The sequence below is a fragment of the Candidatus Delongbacteria bacterium genome (genome assembly GCA_020634015.1).
Classification (GTDB): domain Bacteria; phylum CAIWAD01; class CAIWAD01; order CAIWAD01; family CAIWAD01; genus JACKCN01.
Genome location: JACKCN010000002.1, coordinates 647,060 through 667,176, shown reverse-complemented (window position 1 = coordinate 667,176; position 20,117 = coordinate 647,060). Strand labels below are relative to the sequence as shown.

The following is a 20,117-nucleotide window of genomic DNA, read 5'->3' as shown; positions in this document are numbered from 1 at the left end:
TTGCGAAGTCCAGGCCATGAAAGGTGCCACACTTTCCAAGGCTTCGATCAGCAAACCAAGAACACCGGTGATACTAATGCTCTGTAGGATTTCGGACAAGCAGAATCATCGCCCCTGAATCTCGAACAGCCAGGAAAGTTCAGAAGTGAAAGTGCCAGCAACCACGAAGCATGCTGAGACTGGAGTCGTCAAGTCGCAGCACACGCGATGCCCGCGGGCCACACTATCCAGACCAGTGACTTCTCATCTTTCAGCCTAACTTTGAATTCGACAGTCTTCATCAAACCTTCCAGAACTGCGTCAGGGAGCTTGGATAATCACCAAGTACGGAGGCAGTCGCATCATGGAAACCCCTGGCCAGCATCGGGATCGGGGCTGGGCGGCCAGGGGGATGGAGGGTGTTCGCGCGGGGAGTTGGGCGGCATGGTGTCCAGCGGGCTGGTGACGCCGCGGCCGCCGCGGTTGAGGACGTGGGTGTAGATCATCGTGGTCTTCAGGTCCTTGTGACCCAGCAGTTCCTGGATCGTGCGGATGTCCTGGCCGCTTTCCAGCAGGTGGGTCGCGAAGGAGTGGCGCAGAGTGTGACAGGTGGCGTGCTTGCGAATGCCCGCACTGCGCACGGCCGTGTGCATGGCACGCTGGATCAGTGTTTCATGCATGTGGTGGCGGCCTTCGGTTCCCCGGGAGTCACGCCAGCGGTTCTCCTGGGGGAAAACCCATTGCCAGGCCCACTCGCGGCTGGCGTTGGGGTACTTGTGTGCCAGGGCGCCGGGGAGCGGAGCCTGCCCCCAGCCCAGTGCCAGATCCTCGTCGTGCAGCCGCCGCGCCTGCTCCAGCTGGAGTCGCAGCGGCGTGAGCAGGCGTTCGGGGATCATGCTCACCCGGTCCTTGTCGCCCTTGCCCGCGCGCACGGTCAACTCGCGGCGCTCAAGATCCAGATCCTTGACTCGCAAGCGCAGGCATTCCAGCAGCCGCAGGCCGGACCCGTAGAGCAGGCTGGCCACCAGTTGCTGGGGACCACTCAGCTGCTGCAGCACACGGACGACCTCGAAGGGAGTCAGCACCACCGGGATGCGCCGCGATCGCTTGGCCCGTACCAGAGTCAGCTCACTCAGGGGTTGCTCAAGCACCTGTCGGTACAGAAAGAGCAGGGCCGACAGTGCCTGAGTCTGGGTGGATGCGCTGACCTGCCGGTTGACCGCCAGCCAGGAGAGGAAGGCGTTGACTTCCGTGACACCCATCGTGGCTGGGTGCCGCTTCTGATGGAAACGGATGAAGCGCAGAATCCACTGTGCGTAGGCGGTCTCGGTACGGGGACTGTAATGCCTTGCCCGCAGGGCGGCGTGGACACGTTCCATCAACCGCGGCGTCGGCGCTCTGTTCTCGGCGACCCGGGCCGGTGCTGACGATGATGGCATGGAGTAGGTCACGGCGGAGATCCCTGTTCACGCAAGCCAGAACAACACGCCAGAGTGCCAAACAGGCCACCGTCGTGCAAGCGAAAAATCCATTCTGCCAAGACAACGCCTCGTGCTGGCCGACTCCTGACACGAACGCTTGCTGCGGATCTCAGGTCGATGCACGATTCAGCCACCAGAGCGTGGCGTTGAGGACCGTGGCGAAACTGACCCACAACAGATAAGGCAACAACAGTGTGCCCGCACGCCAGTCGAGTTTCCAGAACACGATGACCATTGCCGTGATGCAGCACCAGAGCAGCAGGATCTCGGCCAGGGCCAGCCCCGTGCGGTGCAGACCGAAGAACAGCCAGGACCACATCGCGTTAAACAGCAACTGCAGCACGTACAGTCCCAGCCCCAATGCCACGGCCCGAGCGCCTTTGGGGTGCCAGACCAGCCAGGCCGATACGGCCATCAGCGTGTACAGCAGAGTCCAGACCGGGGCGAAGATCCAGTCGGGTGGATTCCAGACCGGCTTGCGCAGACCGGCGTACCACTCCCCCGGAAGAAAGCGTGCACCAACCCATGCCGCGCAGAAGGTGAGACCCAGAAAGAACAGCAGACCCAGCACTCCGCGGGGAATCATCACAGGCCTCCTTTCGCCCCCTCACGCACAGGCCATCAGGGAGTTGTCGGCGTATCCCGCACTCCTTCATCCTGCGTGCCCGAACGGATCTCGCCCAGATACCTGGGCAGATCGATGCCGGCCATGCCCGCAACCTCGTGCAGCGGGGGCAGGCTCTTGATCAGGCCCGAAAGAAAGTTGGAGGTGGCGGTGCCGCCGGACTCACCCGACGCGCCATGGGTGCCGGAATCCCAGACCGTGACCTTGTCGATCTTGATGTTGCGGATCGCTTCCACCTGCAGTGTGACGATCTGCTCGATCTTCTCGGTCATCAGCAGGGTGGCCGCGGACTTGGCGTCGCCGTTGCAGCCCTGGACCAGGCTCAGGTAACCGGCGGCCTTGCTTTCCAGCACCTTGCGGATGCCCTCGGCCTCGGCTTCGTACTTCAGCAGGATGGCGTCTGCCTGGCCGCGTGCCTCGCGCCGGGTCTTCTCCGCTTCGGCCTCGGCCGCGATCTCGACCTTGCGCTTGTCAATCTCCTGACGCACCACCTCGGCGGCCGTGAGACGTTCCTGCTCGGCCTTGTACTGGGCCTTCTGGATTTCGACCTCGGCCTCGCGGCGGGCCACTTCGCCGCGCTGCAGGGCGATGGCCTGTTTCACGGCCAGCTCGGCATTGGCATCGGCGATGTCGGCCTTGGCCCGGTTCTCGCCGTCCACGGCCTGGGCTTCCTGCTGCTGCACCACCACGCGGCGGTCGGCCTCGGCCTTCTTCTGCCCCTTGGCCGACTCAGCCACATTTTCGGCAACCTTGATTTCCTTTTCGCGGTTGGCGGCCGCCTCGCCGATGGTGGCTTCCGATTCCTGCTGCTGCACGAACACACGCTGGTCGGCTTCGGCCTTCTTCTTGCCCTTCTCCGACTCGGCCACGTTCTCGGCCACGCGAATCACCTTCACCCGGGTGGCTTCGGCCTCGCCGATGGCGCCCAGTTTCTCCTGTTCGGCCACGTCCACCTTGGCCTGGTTGATCGCCTCGGAGGCGGCCTTCTTGCCAATGGAGTCGATGTAGCCCGACTCGTCCGTGATGTCGGTGATGTTCACGTTGATCAGGGTCAGACCGATCTTGTTCAGCTCGGGTGACACATTCTTGCGCACCGACTCGAGAAAGCTCTCGCGGTCCTGGTTGATCTGCTCGATGGTCAGCGAGGCCACCGTGAGACGCAACTGGCCGAAGATGATCTCCTTGGCCATTTCCTCGATCTGGATCGAAGTCAGGTGCAGCAGGCGCTCGGCGGCCGAGGTCATCACTTCCGGCTCGGTGCTGATGCCCACGGTGAAGGTCGAGGGCACGTTGATGCGGATGTTCTGCAGCGAGAGCGCCTTCTGCAGCGGAATGCTGATGGTCATGGGCGTCAGGCTGATGTAGGCATAGTCCTGAATCAGCGGCCAGATGAAGGCGCCGCCGCCGTGGATGCAGTTGGCCGACTGGCCGGCACCCACCTTGCCGTATACCACGAGAATCTTGTCGGAAGGGCAGCGTTTGTAGCGCGACGCCAGAAAGACGATGGTCGTGACAATCAGGACCAGGAACGCGGCAATGGGAAGCATCCAATAATCGAACATGAGCCCTCCGGCGTCAGGTGAGAGGTTCCACCACCAGGATCGACTCCTTCACCGAGACCACACGGATCGCCGTGCCGGTCTTCAGTGCGTGCATGTCGCTCGAGATGGCGTTGAATTCGCGCAGGTGATTGCGAAAGTTGATTGTCACACGGCCCACTCCGGAGTCCGGAATGCCCAGATAGACCGTGCCCACGCTGCCCACCGCATCCTTGGTATTCAGCGTACCACTGGACTGCAGCTTGCCGGCACCCTGGAAGAGCTTGCCGATGATCCAGACCGAGCCCAGACCGGCCAGCACTGAGCCGCCGATGGTGATACCCAGCCCTGCCCCGCTCTGACGCGAGAAGGCCAGCCCCACCAGCCCGAACATCATGAAGAAGGAAGACAGTCCGTGCAGCGACAGCACGCGGAAGCCCGCGTCGGAATTGGTGTGGTCGGCATCGATGCCGAAGTCCGGATCGGCCGCGCTGTCCAGGTCGCTGTCGCCGCCCATGAATTGCAGCACCAGCTTGACCAGCACGAAGAAACCGCCAATGACCGCGCAGGCCAGAAAGAACAGCTCAAGCCCGTTGAAGTCGGCCAGCCTTTCGCTCATTCCAGTTCCTTTCTTCCCGCTCGCGGGACACTCGTGTCATGGCGAACCGGCGCAGGTTCACGCGAAAACGAAAGTAGCGGATCGACCGGCGGAAAACCAGCACAAGGGCCGCATGACAGTGTTTCACGGCGCGCAGGAACTCAGGCGCTGCGTTCGTGTCACGTCCGGGATCAATCCCCCAGAACGCGGCCCATGCTGACATGGTCTTCCACCCGGTAGCCCAGGCTGCAATAGAAACTCACCACTGCTCGATTGCAGGAGCGTACCTGAAGGTTCACCTTGGTGCAGCCCAGGGCCAGCAGGCGGGACTCGGCCTCGCGCACCAGACGTCCCCCCAGGCCGCGGCGGCGTGCGTCGCGGGCGACGGCCAGGTGATACAACCAGCCCCGCACCCCGTCCCATCCGGCCATGATGGCACCGTTCAGACGGCCTTCTTCAATCGCCACCAGCAGCAGCTCATCGCCGTGGGCCAGTTTGCTGGCAATCAAGCGCCCGGGCTCATTGCGCGGAGGATCGTCGGTAAATGTCTGCGACCAGAGGCGGGTCAGGGCGGCAGTGTCCGCATGGCGGAACGCACGGATCACGATCGCCGGCTCAGGCGATTCGACAGCGGCCTTCCAGTCGCTGGCCAGCAGCCCGTAGAGCCCGGTGTCCGAGACGACTCCCCCCACGATCCAGCGCTCGCGCAGCCTGCCTTCCTCGCGGAATCCCAGCCTCAGCAGACAGTTGCGGGAAGCCGCATTGCGCGGATCGATGTCGGCTTCCACCCGGTTGAGCCCGAGCGTGCCGAAGGCGTGATCCAGCAGCAGACGCAGTGCGTCGTGCATCAGTCCCTTGCCCTGTTGGGCCGGGCTGAGCGCGTAGCCCAGTTCGGCCCGCCGGCTCTGCAGCGAGAACTTGTACAGGGTGCACACGCCCACCAGACCGGGCGCGCTCTTCAGTTCGAGGGCCAGTCGAAGGTGCTCGCCCAGGGGCAGGGCGCGTTGGTCTTCGCGAATCGTCTCATGGGCCTTGTCGAGCGAGGTCCAGGGTGTCGTGCTCCAGTATTCCATCACGCGCGGGTCGGAATGGAGCGAGAAGAGCGCCTCGGCGTCGTCGGCTCGCAGGGGCCGAAGGCGCAGGCGCACGTTCTCAAGCATCAGAGTGTCGAATGCAGGCATCCGCTCGCTTCCGGATCGCGGCCCGGGCCGATTACTTCTCCACGCTTTCCCAGAAGTCGTCACGCAGGTAACGACGCATTTCGCGCGTGGCCCGAGGCATGTACTCCTCGGGCGTGGAGAGGTACTTGAAGGGCTGGTCCTCGTCATTGGCCAGAATCGAGTGACACAGGGTGCAGTCGTAGGAAATCTGGCGCCCCTCTTCGTCCACCAGGTCACGGTTGTGGCAGCGGAAACACCCGCCACCGTCGCGGTGTCCCAGGTGGTTGGGGTACGAGCCCCACTGCACGTTCATCGCGGGATGGATGTTGCGGTCGTAGATCGCGGTGGTGGCCAGAATCATGCTGTCAATGGCCGCCGCACGGCTGACCAGCAGGGTGCTGTCCATGCGTTCGTAGGTCGCACGGATGTGCTGGTCAATGCCCCGGTGGCCCGATTCGCGGTCGCCATAGCTGCCCATCAGGGCTCCCAGGGCCGTGCGCTTGGCAAAGGGCAGCGTGCGGTCGATCTGGCCGGAGCGCATGCGCAGATCCACCGCATCGGAGGGATCCTCGAAGACATGTGTCGCACGGTTGTGACAGTCGATGCAGTCCATGGTGCGCACGATGGTGGCCGACGCATTCTCTTCAGCGCCCATGCGCTGGTTGACGAAGCGACGCACCGAGCCGTCGGGCTGCCGCGACTCCACCCAGAGAATCTCCTCGACATCGTCGTTGACGCTGGCGAAGGTCACGTGGTTGGACTTGGCCACATGCCAATGGCTGCCGCTCTCCTGGCCCACTTCACCCGAGCCGATCTTGAGCATCAGGGTGGTGTAGCTGGCTGTGGAGATCGAGTCCTGATCGTAGTGTGTGTAGTTGGCGATGCGATTGCCATGGAACAGAGTGGGCCAGTGACACTTCTCGCAGGTTTCCCGTGCGGGCCGCAGGTTCTTGACCGGAGTGGGAATCGGGCGCTCGTAGACCCCGAAGGTCATCGAGATCACCTGCCAGGCCCCGTTGACCTTGGCGCGCACCAGAGCTTCCAGGCCATCGCCGATGTGGCAGTTGACACAGTCCACCCGGGCGTGGGGCGAGTACTGGTAGGCTGCCCACTCGGGACCCATGATCGTGTGACAGGTGGTACCGCAGAACTCGGCCGAATCCATGTAGTGGATGGCCTGTGTACCCATGAAGGTCATGAAGACCACGTTGAGCACGGTCATCAGCAACAGCGAGCGGATCAGCAGGGCACCGAAGGGACCGGATTCAAGGGCCTCGCCCGCGAAGCGCTCCTTGAGCAACGCCTTGAGGCTCTGCTTGCGCTTGCGCATCTGCAGGAACCAGCTCAGCGGAATCAGCATCAGTCCCAGGATGAACATGCCCGGCAGGGCCATGTAGGTCACCAGCCCCGCATAGGCATTGTGGAACATGCCCAGCACGGTGGCCCCTTCGAGCAACACGAATGAGACCACGGCGGCCGTGGTGAGGATGATGCCGGTACGCGAAAGTCGGTCGACGGACAGACCATGCAGAAAATGACGGATCCAGATTTTCACCGCTTGGGTGCCTCCGGCTGGTCGAATCCCATGTAGGGCAGGGCGGCACTGCCATCGAGGATCTTGCCGCGCAGTTTCTCGGGATCACCGGACATCCAGGCATGCAGCGGGTCGTGAGTCAACACGCTGTCGAGCAGCGCGATGGCCTGGGCATTGCCCGTGGCGCGCACGGCCGGAATGAACCGGGAATAGAATACCTGGGCCGTCTCGTACATGCCCTGCCACCAGGTGTGATCGGGGCTGAGCATGGCCGCGCCCGACCGGGCATGGGCACCACCGTTGTGTGTCAGCTCCCACCAGGCCCAGTCGACATCCTGGGTGTAGGCGTTGGCGCCCTTGGGGCGGTTCGCGTTTATCTTGCCCATGATGCGTGAGGCGGGGATCGCGAACTTCTGATTGTAAAGGTTCACGATGCCGTCCAGACGCTGGTAGTGCCCGTCGATCAGAATGTCGCCATGGCATGCGCGGCAGACCTCGCGCATGGCGCTGCGCTTGCTCTTCCAGTTCTCGGTGTGCGTGGACACGGCGTCCTGCAGGTCCCAGCTCAGGCGACGTCCGGGATCGTGACTGCGCGGCTGCCCGCCCGCGGCGGAAAGATGACAGGTGGCGCAGGTGGGGGCGGCGTCATAATCCTGGCCCACGACCCAGGTGTCGCTGTCCAGGTTCATCTTGTCCTTGTTGGTGTAATAGGCGGCCCCGTGTTTGGAGTCGGTGTAGATCTCCTTCTGGGGATGGCTGGTGCCCACGTGGCACTTTCCGCAGACTTCGGGCTGACGGGCCTGGGCCGCGGAGAAGGAATGGCGGGAATGGCAGGAATTGCACGACCCGCGGGAGCCGTCGGGGTTGATGGGGCCGATGCCCGAATTGGGCCAGGTGCTGGCCGAGAGCTTGTTGGGCGATTCGGGATCGATGGTGATCTTCGACCCGTGGCAGTTCACGCAACCGGCCACCGCGCCCGGCTCGCCTCCGACCATCCAGCCCAGCCAGGCTTCCTCGGAGTCAAGGATGTCGGCGCCCATGGCGTGGGATGACCGGGCGAACTCCTCGGCTTCGACCTGATGACACCCGGCGCAATCCTTGGGCGTGACGAGTGTGGCGATCCAGGCCCCTTCATGCAGGAAGGCGTCCGCTTCGGACTTGCGCGCCGCATGGCAGTCGTAGCAGGTGACATTGTGCATGGCATGGCGCGAACCGTACCATTGCCGATAGAGTCCGGGACTCTTTTCCTTGTGGCAAGTAAGACACTTGCCCTTGATGGCCTCATCCGTGGTGTTCTGGGTGGCGGAAGAGGCCTGGAGGGGACCCAGGAACAGCAGGAGAATCCACAGAATCAGTTTCATGTTCTTTTCCATATAATGGATCACGTGCCTTGGAAATGCACACATAGTTTAACAACCTTAGCCCCTGCTTCATAAGGAAAAACCAGATCCTTCATGCGCCCCACACAAGAACACTCCTCCCTGCATGATCTTGCGGGGGTCGCCCCCACCGGGGCACGCTTCCTGATGCTGATTGTCCTCTTTTTCGGCAGTCTTCCTGCCCAGGCCGTGGTGCGTCGCGATGAACGTTCCAAGGAATGTGTCATCTGCCACATCACCTGGGGCGACGACTACCAGAAACTGGAAGGCCTGCTGCCGCCCGCCCGCAACGATGTCACCATCGATGGCTACAAGGCGCGCAACAGCAACGAGGACATGTGCTTCAGTTGTCATGACGGGTACGTGGCCGACGATCGGGCGCTCTTCGGGAACCTGACCGACGACCCGCACCTGCAAGTCTGGCACGATGCCCCCGACAGCCTGAGCCTGCGTCTGGACAACAACAGCGAGATCTACTGCGGCACCTGTCACACGCCGCACGACCATCGCATGGGCCGCAAGTACGCCTTCGAGCCCTTCATGCGTCGTTCCATCGACCGTTCGCAGCTTTGTCTTGAATGCCACCAGGACCACTCCGGTGGCGGCTCCAGCCATCCGATCCACGCCGAACTGGCATCGGGCCGCTCGGTCCCCGGAGCTCCCGAGAAGACCGCCGGACGCGTCGAATGCCTCAGCTGTCATCAGTTCCATGCCCCCGGTCATCTCCGCATCCAGGAACGCGCTCCCATGGCCAGCCTGTGTCTCAACTGCCATGACCAGCAGGCCTCCCTCGGTGGCAGTGCCCACGACCTGAGCGCCGGGATGGATGCCCAGGGCCAGACGCGCGATCTCTGCATCGGCTGTCACACCATGCATGGGGCCAAGGGTGCGGACCTCTGGGGCGGCACGGCCCTGATGGCTGACCTGGCCCCCGGCGAAGACGTGCGCTGCATCGAATGTCATCGACAGGACGGTCTGGCAGCCGAGCACCTGCCCGACGAGTGGGGCCATCCGCTGGGTGTCAAGGCACCCGAGGGAGCCAAAGGAAAGTTGCCCCTGCCGAACAATGCTGTGGGCTGTGTCACCTGCCACGATCCGCACCGGGGCCCCGTGGCCAGCGATGCGGGTGCCGTCGCCTTCCAGCGCAAGGCAGGGCCTGCCGCCGCCGACCTCTGCATCACCTGTCACCAGGATCAGGCTGCCGTGCTGCAAAGTGATCATGGTTCCGCGGAACCGGCCTTCGTGGCGGCGTCGCGCACACTGCAGAGTTCCCGGATCGAACAGGCTCCGCGCGGCGCAAGCAGCGACTGCGCGGTGTGCCATATCACCCATGGTGGCCAGCCCTTCGCGCTCAGCGTCCGGGGTTCTGCCGGAACCGATGCGGGTCTTTGCCTCTCCTGCCATGGTGCCAGCGGGTCGGCCAGTCTGGCTCACGATGGCTTGCCCGGCCCGACCTCCGTGGGTGAGTTCAGTCACCCCATCGGCACGGCCCTCGACCGCTCGACCATGACCACCGGTACCGTTCGCCCCGGGTCCCGCATGCCCAGCCATCAGGCCGAGGCACGCCTGGCCTGTGTGTCCTGCCACGATCCTCACCGCTGGAGCCCCTCCGATCTGGCCTGGCACGCGGGCAGCGACGGGGACGAGAGCAGCAGCTTCCTGCGGGTGGACAATCGCGAGGGTGGTCTCTGTCTGGGTTGCCATCAGCAGCAGGCCCCCGTGGCACGCGGTGCCCACAAGGCGGTGGCACCAGCGGGTGGAAGCGCCTGCATTGGCTGTCATACTCCGCACAATGCCGCCCAGGAAGGCCTGATGAGGCCCGCGGCCGCTGTACGCGAAACCGGACAGATCCTGGCCCGCTCCCCCTGGCCCAAGGGCGATCTTGAATGGAAGAACGCCTCCTGGACCACCAGCAACCGGGCCTGTCTGGCCTGCCACTCCGATCTGGATGCCGGGCAGCGTGTGCCGGGCGCCTGGGCCCATCCCGACGTGCAGCTGATTCAGACCCAGTCAACGGGGGACACGGCCGTGCCTGCCGAGATCAGCTGCCTCAGTTGCCACAATCCTCATCTGGAGAGCGCGGGATTGATCGCGCACCGCAGCGAAGACACCAATTGTGCCGCCTGCCATGGTGACGAAGCTCTGTGGCGCTATCGCTTCTTCCATGACCCGGAACGCCGCCGCCCCTGAGGCGCGACCGACGATGAGCGGATCACGCACGAGCGGGGCATGCCCCGCTCGCGCTTTTTCTGGAGATTCCGGCTGCTGACGTGGCCCCGGGAGTGGCGTCAGTCGGAGTGGGATGCGCCGGGTGCCCGGCCGGGGCCGACCACCAGCACATTGGAAGCGAGCTGCTCGCTCAGGCGCTGGCCCAGGCCGTGCTCTTCGTGGCGCAGGCGGCGCAGTTCGGCGGGATCGCAGCCCGCGGGCAGTTTGCCCAGATTGCAGAGCGGTTCACCGGGGCTGATCGCGGGCAGGCTGGTCATGCCGATCACCACGCCGTTGAAGGGGGCGTGCAACACGCTGCGCTGCTCCCCCAGCAGGGTGGTATTGGTCGCCAGGGCCTGCCCCTGCTCCACGATGTCGCCGGGTTTGATGTGAAAGGTCATGAAGCCGCCCTTCTCGGCGCGAATCCAGATCGACTTCTCGATGATCACCTGATAGGCGGGGCGCTGAATGGCTCCTGCGAGCATTCCCAGGCTGCGCAACACATTGCGGATGCCACGGGTGGCCGATTCCACGATCGCCGGCTCGACCTTGCAGACTTCGCCCCCCTCCATGATGATCGTGGGGCAACCGGCCTTCACGGCGGCCCGGCGCAGACCACCGGCCGGCCCCTTGCCGTTGAGGATGAACTCGCTGCCGAAGGACTCGGCAAGTTGTCGCACGCGCGGGTCGGCCAGATCGCCACGCACGTTGGGATAGTTGGTGCGGCGCGCGGCCGCGGTATGCAGGTCTATCCCGAAATCGCTGCGTGTGACGATGTGCTGGAAGATGGTGTGCGCCATCCGGCTGGCCAGACTGCCCCCGGCACTGCCGGGAAAACAGCGGTTCAGGTCACGACGATCGGGCAGGTAGCGCGAGTGGCGCTCGAAGGCCAGCAGGTTCAGCACGGGCACCAGAATCACGGCCCCGCGCGTCAGACGGAAGTCCGGGTCACGGATCAGCTGGCGCACGGCTCCCGTGCCGTTGATCTCGTCGCCGTGCAACGCCGCCGTGATGAAGACCACCGGTCCGGGTTCGTGGGCCCGCCGGATCTGGATCGGCACGTTCACCGCTCCGCCGCTGGTGCTTTCGCTCACGGGAAGCATCACATCATGGGTCTCGCCCGCCGCAATGGGCTCGCCCAGCCAGTCGTCAATCGGTCGGCGCTCGCGAGATTCCATGCTCAGCTCCTCGCCCGTGTCGCATCGGCCGGGCTGTCCGGTTCGCGGTGGACTTCGTCGGCCACGGGCAGATCGGGCAGTTGGCGAACCTGCTGTGCGCGCTTGCGCCGTGTGCGCGCCGGAATCAGGTCGCGCATCAGTTCCAGCTTGCCGAAACAGAGCAGCCGGTCGCCGGCCTCCAGCACGCGCTGCATGCGCGGACTGGGAATCACGTGGGTGCCACGATAGAGAGTCAGCACCGACACATCCTTGTCGCGCAGCCCCGATTCGCCGATGGGCTGGCCCACATATTCCGATCCTTCGGGAATGTGGATCTCGGCCACGCCGAAACCGCGGCTGACCGTCAGCCGCTGGCGCAGATCAATCTCGGGAAAATCCACCTGGGCCGCGATGTAGTCCACCACCGCGCCGGCCACATCCAGCTGGGTGCAGCGCTCGATGCCTTCCAGACCCGGCGAGGAATTCACTTCCATCACCTGCGGGCCATCCAGGCTCTCCAGCAGGTCCACTCCGGCCACCCGCAGTCCCATGATCTGGGCCGCGCGCACGGCCGTCTCACGGTAGACCTCATTCAGTTCGACCTTCTCGGTGAGGCCGCCCCGGTGCACGTTGCTGCGGAATTCCTGACCCTGGGCCACCCTCCGCATGGCCGCGACCACCCGGTCGCCCACCACGAAGGCACGCACATCGCGGCCCTTGCTTTCCGCGACGAACTTCTGGATCAGCACGTTCTGGCGCTGGCTCTGGAGCAGTTCGATGATCGCCTCGGCCGACTTGACCGACTCGGCCAGCAGCACGCCAATGCCCTGGGTGCCTTCCAGCAGCTTGATGATCACGGGCGCGCCGCCCACCCGCTCGATGGCCGGCAGCACATCCTTCTTGTCGCGCACGAAGGTGGTACGTGGAATGCCGATGCGGTGCCGACTGAGGATCTGCAGGCTGCGCAGCTTGTCCCGCGAGGTGGCGATGCTGGCCGAGGTATTGGCGCAGTAGACGTCCATCTGCTCGAACTGGCGCACCACGGCGGTCCCGAAATAGGTGATGGAGGCCCCGATGCGCGGCAGCACCGCGTCATAGTGGGCAAGGTGTTTCTGGCGATAGAACAGGTCGGGTTCGCCCTGCTGCAGCTCGATGGCGAATTTCAGCGTGTCCAGCACGCGGGCTTCGTGTCCGCGCTGGATGGCCGCTTCCCGCAGGCGACGGGTGCTGTAACACCCCGGGCTGCAGGACAGTATGCCCAGTTTCATCAGATCTCCTTGCCGGGTTCCGGGTGTCCGCTGGCCGTGTCCGGAGCGGTACGTTTTCCACGTCTGCCATTGGTTCCGCCACACAGGAAGGAGCGGCCCGCATCCACCAGCAGGTGTCCGCGGATCGCCTCACGTCCCAGCAGCATGCGGAACCCCATCTTGTCGCGGCTGGCCAGGGTCAGCTCGATGGGCCAGCGCAAGCCCAGCAGTTCGACCGTGGTCTTGATCACGGGCCTCCGCTCGGCCTTGCCGCTGGAACTGCGCACGCGACGGAACTCGAGGACCGGGACTTCCACTTCAATCGCACGGTCCTTGCTGCGCTGGGCGGGGTGGATTTCAAAGCGCACCCAGGACGCACCTTCCCGCTCGAAGACCTGCAGGTCGAAGGCATGCAGTGAGGACGAACGGGCTCCCGTGTCCACCTTGGCCTTGATCGCCCCCACCCCCAGATCCGGCAGGGCCAGCCATTCGCGCCAGCCGATCACACTAAGGCTCTTGCTGCGGATTCGGGCCATGGGCTCTCCCTTGCTTGCGTCATGGCTGGACGACGTCCACGGATTGCCCGGACGGTCCGCACATTCCGGGAATCGGTCGCCCCTCACGGTAACAAACTTCCACACGGCCGAACAGTGCGCAGCAGGTCCGGTACGGAAAGCCGGACTCCGGATCTGGGTGCCTTGCCCGGATCAGAGCAGCGTGTGTTGGGCCCGCTCCCGATTGAGCTGCAGCACATGTGCATCGGGATCCAACACAAGTCGGGTGGGCTGGAAGGGCAACCGCGTTCGCACCGTGCAAGAATCACCTTCGGCCAGTTCCAGCCGCAGGCGCTGCTCCTGCCCATCGCCCTCCATCGCCAGGTCGACGGTCGGGGACCCGCTGCCCAGATTGCGCACGACAGCCTGCAGCAACCAGTCCGCTCCATCCTGGTCGAGACGGACTGCCTCCAGCTGGAACTCGGGCAGTTCGACCCGTTCGAACCAGACGCGCCAGCGCTCGCGCAAACGCTCCGGATCGGGGGCATCCGCCACCAGCACGGCAAACAGGTCCTGAAGCACCGGGTGGTCCGGGGAGTCCCTGAAGCTGTCGATGAATGCTCGCAAACCCGCGCGCATGTGGTCGCGGCCCAGTTCCTGTTGCAGCATCCAGAAGGCCCAGGCTCCCTTGTCGTACACCACGGTCAGCTCACTGGCCCGGGGCCCCAGCGTGGAGTCCACCAGCGGGCGTTCCAGGTCGCGCCGACGATCCCGGGCGTAGCGCGTTTCCAGTTCGAGAGCGTAACGCACGCGGGCCGCGTCCCCCAGCTCGTGCTCCAGCGCCAGCAGCGTGCAGTAGTTGGCCATGCCCTCTATGAGCACATCGGCCCCGGGACCACGTCCGGGCATCAGCAGGTTGCCCCACCACTGGTGCGCCAATTCGTGGGCCACCACGGCAGCCGGGAAGATACCGGCCGAATCAGCCACAGCATGAAAGCCCATGCCTTCGCTGAAGGCGATCAGCCCGGGAAAACCCTGGGCGCGGCTGACATGATCGGGATACTCGCAGAGCCGGACATCGGGCCAGGGCAGTTCGCCAAACCATTCCGAATACAGCTCCCGGCCCGACTCCAGCGTGCGCAGCATGCCCTCCACGTTGCGCGCGTGCTCGCGGTTGTGGTACAGCGTGACACCGTCACCCTCGTGTGTTTCCCAGACGCCCGCCACGACACAGAGAGCACGCACTGGGGCCCGACTTTCCCAGATCGAATGGCTGCGCCCCTGCTCCGACCAGCGTGTCGTGGGCTGACCGGTGGCGCAGACCTGCAGCCCCTCGGGCAGACTGAGTTCAAGACGGGTGGTGAACGGTCTGCTCGGGCCAGCCAGTGGTGGCAGCTCCGCGTTCCAGTAACCGGGCGGCAGATCTTCCAGCTCACTGCCTTCAACGTACTCCGGTGCCCGGTCAGGCATGAAGCCGGGCACCGGCAGGAATTCCGGCCCGCCGTTTCCCAGCATCACGGCAGAGGGCAGAATGAAACTCGAGACGGCTCCCCCATTGCGCGTGATCCCGGCAGGCACAGAGGTCACGAATCGAAAACCTGCGCGCAGGCTGTCACCGGGAGCCAGTGCCTGCTTGAGCCTGATCAGACGCAGTCCGTTTCGATCTTCAGCCCGCGCCGCCTGGTCATTGACTGTGAACTCGAGGGAATCAAAGGCCAGCCCCACCGTGAAGGGCAGATACCAGAGACTGTCCTGGCCTGTGGATACAAGTGTGACCTCACCGCGCACGCGCATCCGATGCAGGTCGGGATACAGATCGAGTGCCAGATCCAGATGGGTGATTCCAGGTGGCGCCTCCTTGCTCCAGCGCACGTGATTGCGGGTGTCGTAGCGTGCCCAGGCCTCGTCCACCGATGCATGCTGGAAGCCCGCCCGCAACTCGAGGAAGAGCCAGGATCCAGCCAACAGCGGCGGCAGGCAGAGCGGCAACAGTCGCCAGGCCCTGCCCGGGGCTGAGCGCAAGGGACTGCCAAGCCGGTCCGGCCTGCGGCGGGACACGACTCGCAGCGCAATCGCCTGCAGGGCAAAGGCCAGACTGAGGATCCAGATTCTGTTGAGCAACAATGCGCGGCCATGCAGCTCGAGAAAGCCGGGATCACTCCAGCGCAGACTGCCCAGCAGCAGCCAGTTGCCCAACCAGTCCAGGCGTTGCATCAATGCAAGCACGAAGGTTGTCGCCAGAAGCAGCAGAGCCACCAGCAGGGTGGCTGCCTTGCTGCGCACAAGGGTGTGAGCCAGTGCAATGAAAGCGATCCAGAACGCGAAGGTGGGGACCAGCACACCTGACCAGACCCAGACGAAGGGTCCGACCTCTATCGCCGCATCGGCCCGGGACAGCAGAACACATACCCCGGCGACTGTCATTGCCAGCAGCAGCAGCAACAGAATTCCGGCGCCTGCCAGCTGACTGCCCAGCAACTGCGCCACCCTGGACGATGGAGCCGTGGGTTGCAACGGAAACAACCCCGTACGCTGCGGGCGATCCAGACTGTCCACCACCACGAACAGCAGCAGCAGGCAGCCCAGGATCGCCACAGTGCCCAGCAGTCCGACGGCCAGACTGCCCGCGCGGTGGATCACGCGGGACCCGAACACTCCCTGCACGGTGGACGCGTGCTCGCCGACCAGCAGGACCGCCAGCAACAGGAAGAGCCAGATCCCCGGATGACGCACAAGACGCAGAAATTCGATCCGGGCCACCGACAGGAGCGAGCCACACACGCCAGGAGGCCGGGTTTCCATGCCCAGCCTGGCAAGGGGAACGAGAGATGGACCGGTCTGTGCATCCGCGTCGCTCCCAGCCGCAGTTCGAACGCTGGAGCCAGCACCTTTCAGGCGGGCGCGCAGGCTGTACAGGGCGCACAGCATGGCCAGCAGTGACACGCACACGATTGTGCCGCGATTCAGCAGGAAGGCCCGATCCAGCTCCAGATCGGCCGTGTTGTAGAAGGCCAGCCCCCGGTCGCTGGCAAAGAAGGTCTGCTTCAGCCAGCGTGTGCCGTAGATGTCGAAGGCCGCAAAGATCCGCGAGAGCCAGGCTCCCCCCTCCGAGGAAGCGGGCAGCAAGCCGGCCATGGACAGGAAAATCAAGGCGACCGGCAGGGGAAACAGCGCCAGTGAGTTGCGCGCGTGCACGCCGATGGCAAAGGAGAGACAGGCGCAGAGCAGCAGACCGGGCGCGGTGAAACACAGAGCCGCCAGCAGGTAGTTTCCGGCCTGGAAAGGTCCCAGCGCATTGGTGCTGCCCAGCAGCGCACCGAACTGCATCCAGGCCATCGCCGCCAGCACGTGCAACAGCAACACTCCGCCCAGCACGAGCAGCACACCCGCGAGTGTGCCAAGCAGGTATTCCCCGGGTCGCAGCGGAGTGCTGTGCAGCAGTGGCTCGATGCCCACCTCGCTGTCCCGGAGCGCGGCACGGCCCGCGATCAAGGAGACCAGGAAGGTGTAGAACAGCATGCCACTGAGCGAAAAGGTCTGGGCCAGGGCGTAGACCGAGTTTCCCGTGGGGCGCAGTCCAGCGACTCCCAGCTTGCCAGTGGGCACCATGGCGGCCGGGTTGACGAAGACCACCGCCAGCAGGCAGAGCCCGAGCAGACCCCAGAGCAGGGGGCTGCGCAGCTGGAGCCGTGACACCTGCATGACCACCGCCAGCACTCGACGGCTCATGCTTGTTCCGTGCTGCGGGTGGGACGTGAGATCTGGTTGGATGTGGAACGGGTCATTACCAGATAGGCGTCTTCGAGAGTGGCATCCACGGGCCTGAACCCCTGGGGCCCAGTTCCCTCAGGGCAATACAGGCGCACCTGGATGCGACCTTCCTGCAGCCTGGTCTGGGTCACCCGGGACGTTCGGGTCAACTGCTCCAGGCGTTCTTCATCCACAAATCCGGTGTGAACAAGACCGTCCAGGGCCCGGCAGGCTTCCTGGGGAGTGGTGTTGGCCAACAGCCGACCCGCGCGGATCACGGCAACGCGCGGACAAAGATGGGCCACATCCTCCACCAGATGTGTCGAGAGCAACACGACCCGCTCGTTGGCCAGTTCCGCCAGCAGGCGCTGGAAACGCAGGCGCTCCTCGGGATCCAGACCCACGGTGGGTTCATCGACGACCAGCAGATCCGGTTCGCCCGCGATGGCCTGGGCGATTCCCAGCCGCTGGCGCATCCCGCCTGACCAGTCACCCACCCGTCGATGCGCGGCCGCGGAAAGGTTGACCCGCTCGAGCAGTGCATCACAGAGGCGGTTCAATCCGCCTGGAGCGGACACGCCCTTGAGCCGCAAGAGGTAAGCCAGCATGGCCCGGCCACTGAGTTCGGGGTAGAAGCCAAAGTCCTGGGGCAGATAACCCAGCAGGGGCCAGAGCCGCTCGGGATGCTGGGTCACATCCTGTCCTTGCCAGAAAATCCGGCCATCGGTGGGGGCCAGCAGACCGGCCAGGATGCTCATCAGGGTGGTCTTGCCCGAACCGTTGGGCCCCAGCAGGCCGAAGAGCCCCCGGGGGAGATCCAGGTCGATGCCGGAGAGGGCGGTAACGGGTCCTGGATAGACCTTCACCAGGTTCTGGATTCTGAGCATGGCTGGCCTCGTTGCGCTGTGTGAGGGGGTGAACGGCTCTTCGACCCTCAAGCCGGTATCAGGTTTCCGGCCCACTGTGCGGAAGCGTCTGCCCGGGCCGGTGCTCACCGGAGCCTGCAACCCGTGTCGACCGATCTGCCCCGGAGCCGCGAAGCACCATCAGCGCAACATGTGCGACGCGCTGGAATCGGTGATCAGAAAGACTCCGTCGAACTCGAGGGGCAGCACGGCCTGCAGCTCGAAGCCCCAGTCCCAGGCCGCATAGCCGATGCTGCGCAGGGGACGCGGCTGGCGCAGCCAGGCGCCGCCGGCCTCCTGCCGGGCGGGTCGCAGGTCCACCAGACAGCCGATGCCCGCGGCGCAGGCGGGCAGCTCATGCAACACGCTCTCGGCGCTACCGGCGGGGGCGGGCAAGGCACGCGCGCGCACCATCCGGTGATCACTCATGCTGCGCGTGGCGCTGTACCAGCCCTGCCAGGTCAGCAAGCTGAAGGCGCGATAGTCGGCCCCGTGTCGCCGGTCCAGTTCGGCCCCCATCTGGGCGCCCGCATTGAAACTGAGTGACGGATCTCCCCCGCGGCTGATGTGCATGTCATGGGCCCAGATCACCGTGCGCCGTCCGGGCACCAGCACGCGCAGCGCCCAGTCCAGATTGGCGGCCATCAGCGAATCACGGTCGGGCGAGTACAGGCTCGCGTTCAAGCGGGCGGCCTGACTGAGCAGGCTGGCATTCTGGAGTGCCCAGGCCACCCGCAGACTGTCGTGCCCTGTGCGTGCCTCGCCCAGCCAGTCGCTTGCCCTTGAATCCAGCAGTGCACAAAGCGCGCGAGTCTGGTCATACCAGCGGGCGCGCGTGCTGTCGGCCACATCGGGAGTGAAGCTACCGGGCTGTGTGACAAACTCTCCCAGCAGGCGCTCCGCATCGGGCATCAGACCTGGATCATGCTCTGCCAGGAAGGCGCGCAGCGAATCGGCGGGGACCCGGTTGTCCTGCATGTCGTAGCCCAGAAACCGCACGCTGTCCCCCGGATGCTGCAGATTCCAGTCGCGCAGCCACTGCACCAGTGCGCGAACTTCTTCGGTGTTCCAGACCTTGAACAGGGTGCGCATCACGTCTTCCGCACGCCCCGGGCCGCCCTGGATCCAGTCGTTCACCTGTTCCACGGCCGCCTGGTTGGCTTCGATGGCAAAGGCACGAAAGCCCGCTTCCATGACCAGAAAACGCAGCAGCCGGTGTTTCAGGCGAAAGAACTCGCGGGTGCCGTGGGTCGATTCGCCCAGTCCCACCAGCCGGGCATCGTCCACCATCGCCCGGAACAGGGCCAGATCGCTGGCGTCGGCTGCAGGGTCCACGGAGTCCAGCACCTGACTGTATCCGGCAAGCCATGCGAGCTGGGCGGCATCCGGAGGATCGCCCCCGGTGGGCAGCGCGTCCATGGGCCGTCCGTCCACACTCAGAGCCAGTCCGTCGAACCAGACCCGTCCCGGCCCGCTCAGGGCCACGGTGAGGGCGATCGAATGCAGTTCGGGATCGTCGGGCACCCCGAGGCTCAGCTTGAACCGAGTCCAGTCGGAGCTCCGCGGTGAATCGGGCGACCCGACGATGGCCACCGAATCCACGAATGCCACCTGCATCGGCTTCCAGCCTTCCAGATTCAGCTGGGCCGTGCCGCGAACATCCTCGGTCCTGAGCCAGGCGGTCAGGGACAGCTGGTGCCCGCGGGCGAAGTCGGCAGGCAATTGCAGCAGCAGCGCTTGCGGCTCCCCTGAACAGCTGTCGGACTGGAAGACACGCAAGGAAAACCGACCCTCATGCACGATCAGAGAATCCAGCGCGAAGGTTTCACCCGTGTCCTGACCGAAGGCCGACCAGCCCGTGCTCCAGCCCCAGGGTCGCCCGGGACCGGCGGCGCCCGGCAGTTCGAAATCCAGGTTCAGCGGACGCTGGGCCAGCAGCCCGGCCGGCAGACACAGCAGCAGGAACAGCACTCCCCAACAGCTGGCCAGGGACTTGCGTGATGCGCGGGGCAGGCGAAAGCTCATGGAGTCTCCTTGTGTGCTGCCATCGATGTGTGCGGCG

Annotated in this window: 14 protein-coding genes; 1 reads left to right on the top strand and 13 read right to left on the bottom strand. The window is 64.8% G+C overall.

Annotated features, from left to right (window positions below):
* Nucleotides 1-341: 341 nt before the first annotated feature.
* The 7 genes from H6678_06735 to H6678_06705 form a co-directional block, all read right to left on the bottom strand.
* Nucleotides 342-1,358 carry an integron integrase gene (locus H6678_06735; protein MCB9473488.1) on the bottom strand — a complete coding sequence of 339 codons (1,017 nt, stop codon included), beginning with the start codon at nucleotides 1,356-1,358 and terminating at the stop codon, nucleotides 342-344.
* A gap of 211 nt (nucleotides 1,359-1,569) precedes the next feature.
* Nucleotides 1,570-2,046, bottom strand: a complete 477-nt coding sequence (locus H6678_06730; GenBank protein ID MCB9473487.1) for a tryptophan-rich sensory protein — start codon at nucleotides 2,044-2,046, stop codon at nucleotides 1,570-1,572.
* A gap of 35 nt (nucleotides 2,047-2,081) precedes the next feature.
* Nucleotides 2,082-3,632, bottom strand: a complete 1,551-nt coding sequence (locus tag H6678_06725) for a flotillin family protein (protein ID MCB9473486.1) — start codon at nucleotides 3,630-3,632, stop codon at nucleotides 2,082-2,084.
* Nucleotides 3,633-3,660: 28 nt separating this feature from the next.
* Nucleotides 3,661-4,242, bottom strand: coding sequence for an NfeD family protein (locus H6678_06720; protein ID MCB9473485.1), 582 nt, complete (start codon nucleotides 4,240-4,242; stop codon nucleotides 3,661-3,663).
* Nucleotides 4,243-4,412: 170 nt separating this feature from the next.
* On the bottom strand, nucleotides 4,413-5,402 hold the full coding sequence (locus tag H6678_06715) for a GNAT family acetyltransferase (GenBank protein MCB9473484.1): 990 nt from the start codon (nucleotides 5,400-5,402) through the stop codon (nucleotides 4,413-4,415).
* Between the two features lie 31 nt (nucleotides 5,403-5,433).
* Entirely contained in the window at nucleotides 5,434-6,936 is a 1,503-nt protein-coding gene (locus H6678_06710) for a NapC/NirT family cytochrome c (GenBank protein ID MCB9473483.1), read from the bottom strand.
* On the bottom strand, nucleotides 6,933-8,276 hold the full coding sequence (locus H6678_06705) for a hypothetical protein (GenBank protein MCB9473482.1): 1,344 nt from the start codon (nucleotides 8,274-8,276) through the stop codon (nucleotides 6,933-6,935). Before H6678_06705 ends, H6678_06710 begins: the two co-directional genes overlap by 4 nt.
* 93 nt (nucleotides 8,277-8,369) lie before the next feature.
* Between H6678_06705 and H6678_06700 the strand changes: the two genes are divergently transcribed.
* Nucleotides 8,370-10,484, top strand: coding sequence for a hypothetical protein (locus H6678_06700; protein MCB9473481.1), 2,115 nt, complete (start codon nucleotides 8,370-8,372; stop codon nucleotides 10,482-10,484).
* Between the two features lie 98 nt (nucleotides 10,485-10,582).
* On the opposite strand, the gene H6678_06695 is transcribed toward H6678_06700, so the two are convergent.
* The 6 genes from H6678_06695 to H6678_06670 form a co-directional block, all read right to left on the bottom strand.
* Entirely contained in the window at nucleotides 10,583-11,680 is a 1,098-nt protein-coding gene (locus tag H6678_06695; protein ID MCB9473480.1) for a succinylglutamate desuccinylase/aspartoacylase family protein, read from the bottom strand.
* A gap of 2 nt (nucleotides 11,681-11,682) precedes the next feature.
* A complete protein-coding gene (locus tag H6678_06690) occupies nucleotides 11,683-12,927 on the bottom strand; it encodes a RimK family alpha-L-glutamate ligase (GenBank protein ID MCB9473479.1) in 1,245 nt (414 codons plus the stop codon).
* The gene (locus H6678_06685) at nucleotides 12,927-13,442 is read right to left on the bottom strand and encodes an ATP-dependent zinc protease (GenBank protein MCB9473478.1); all 516 of its coding nucleotides are present in this window, start codon (nucleotides 13,440-13,442) and stop codon (nucleotides 12,927-12,929) included. Before H6678_06685 ends, H6678_06690 begins: the two co-directional genes overlap by 1 nt.
* A 171-nt stretch (nucleotides 13,443-13,613) precedes the next feature.
* Nucleotides 13,614-17,129: a hypothetical protein gene (locus H6678_06680; GenBank protein MCB9473477.1), complete on the bottom strand. Its 3,516-nt coding sequence runs from the start codon at nucleotides 17,127-17,129 to the stop codon at nucleotides 13,614-13,616.
* The gene (locus tag H6678_06675) at nucleotides 17,126-18,037 is read right to left on the bottom strand and encodes an ATP-binding cassette domain-containing protein (protein MCB9473476.1); all 912 of its coding nucleotides are present in this window, start codon (nucleotides 18,035-18,037) and stop codon (nucleotides 17,126-17,128) included. The genes H6678_06680 and H6678_06675 overlap by 4 nt, the downstream gene beginning before the upstream one ends.
* A 159-nt stretch (nucleotides 18,038-18,196) precedes the next feature.
* Nucleotides 18,197-20,080, bottom strand: a complete 1,884-nt coding sequence (locus H6678_06670; GenBank protein MCB9473475.1) for an erythromycin esterase family protein — start codon at nucleotides 20,078-20,080, stop codon at nucleotides 18,197-18,199.
* Nucleotides 20,081-20,117 lie beyond the last annotated feature (37 nt).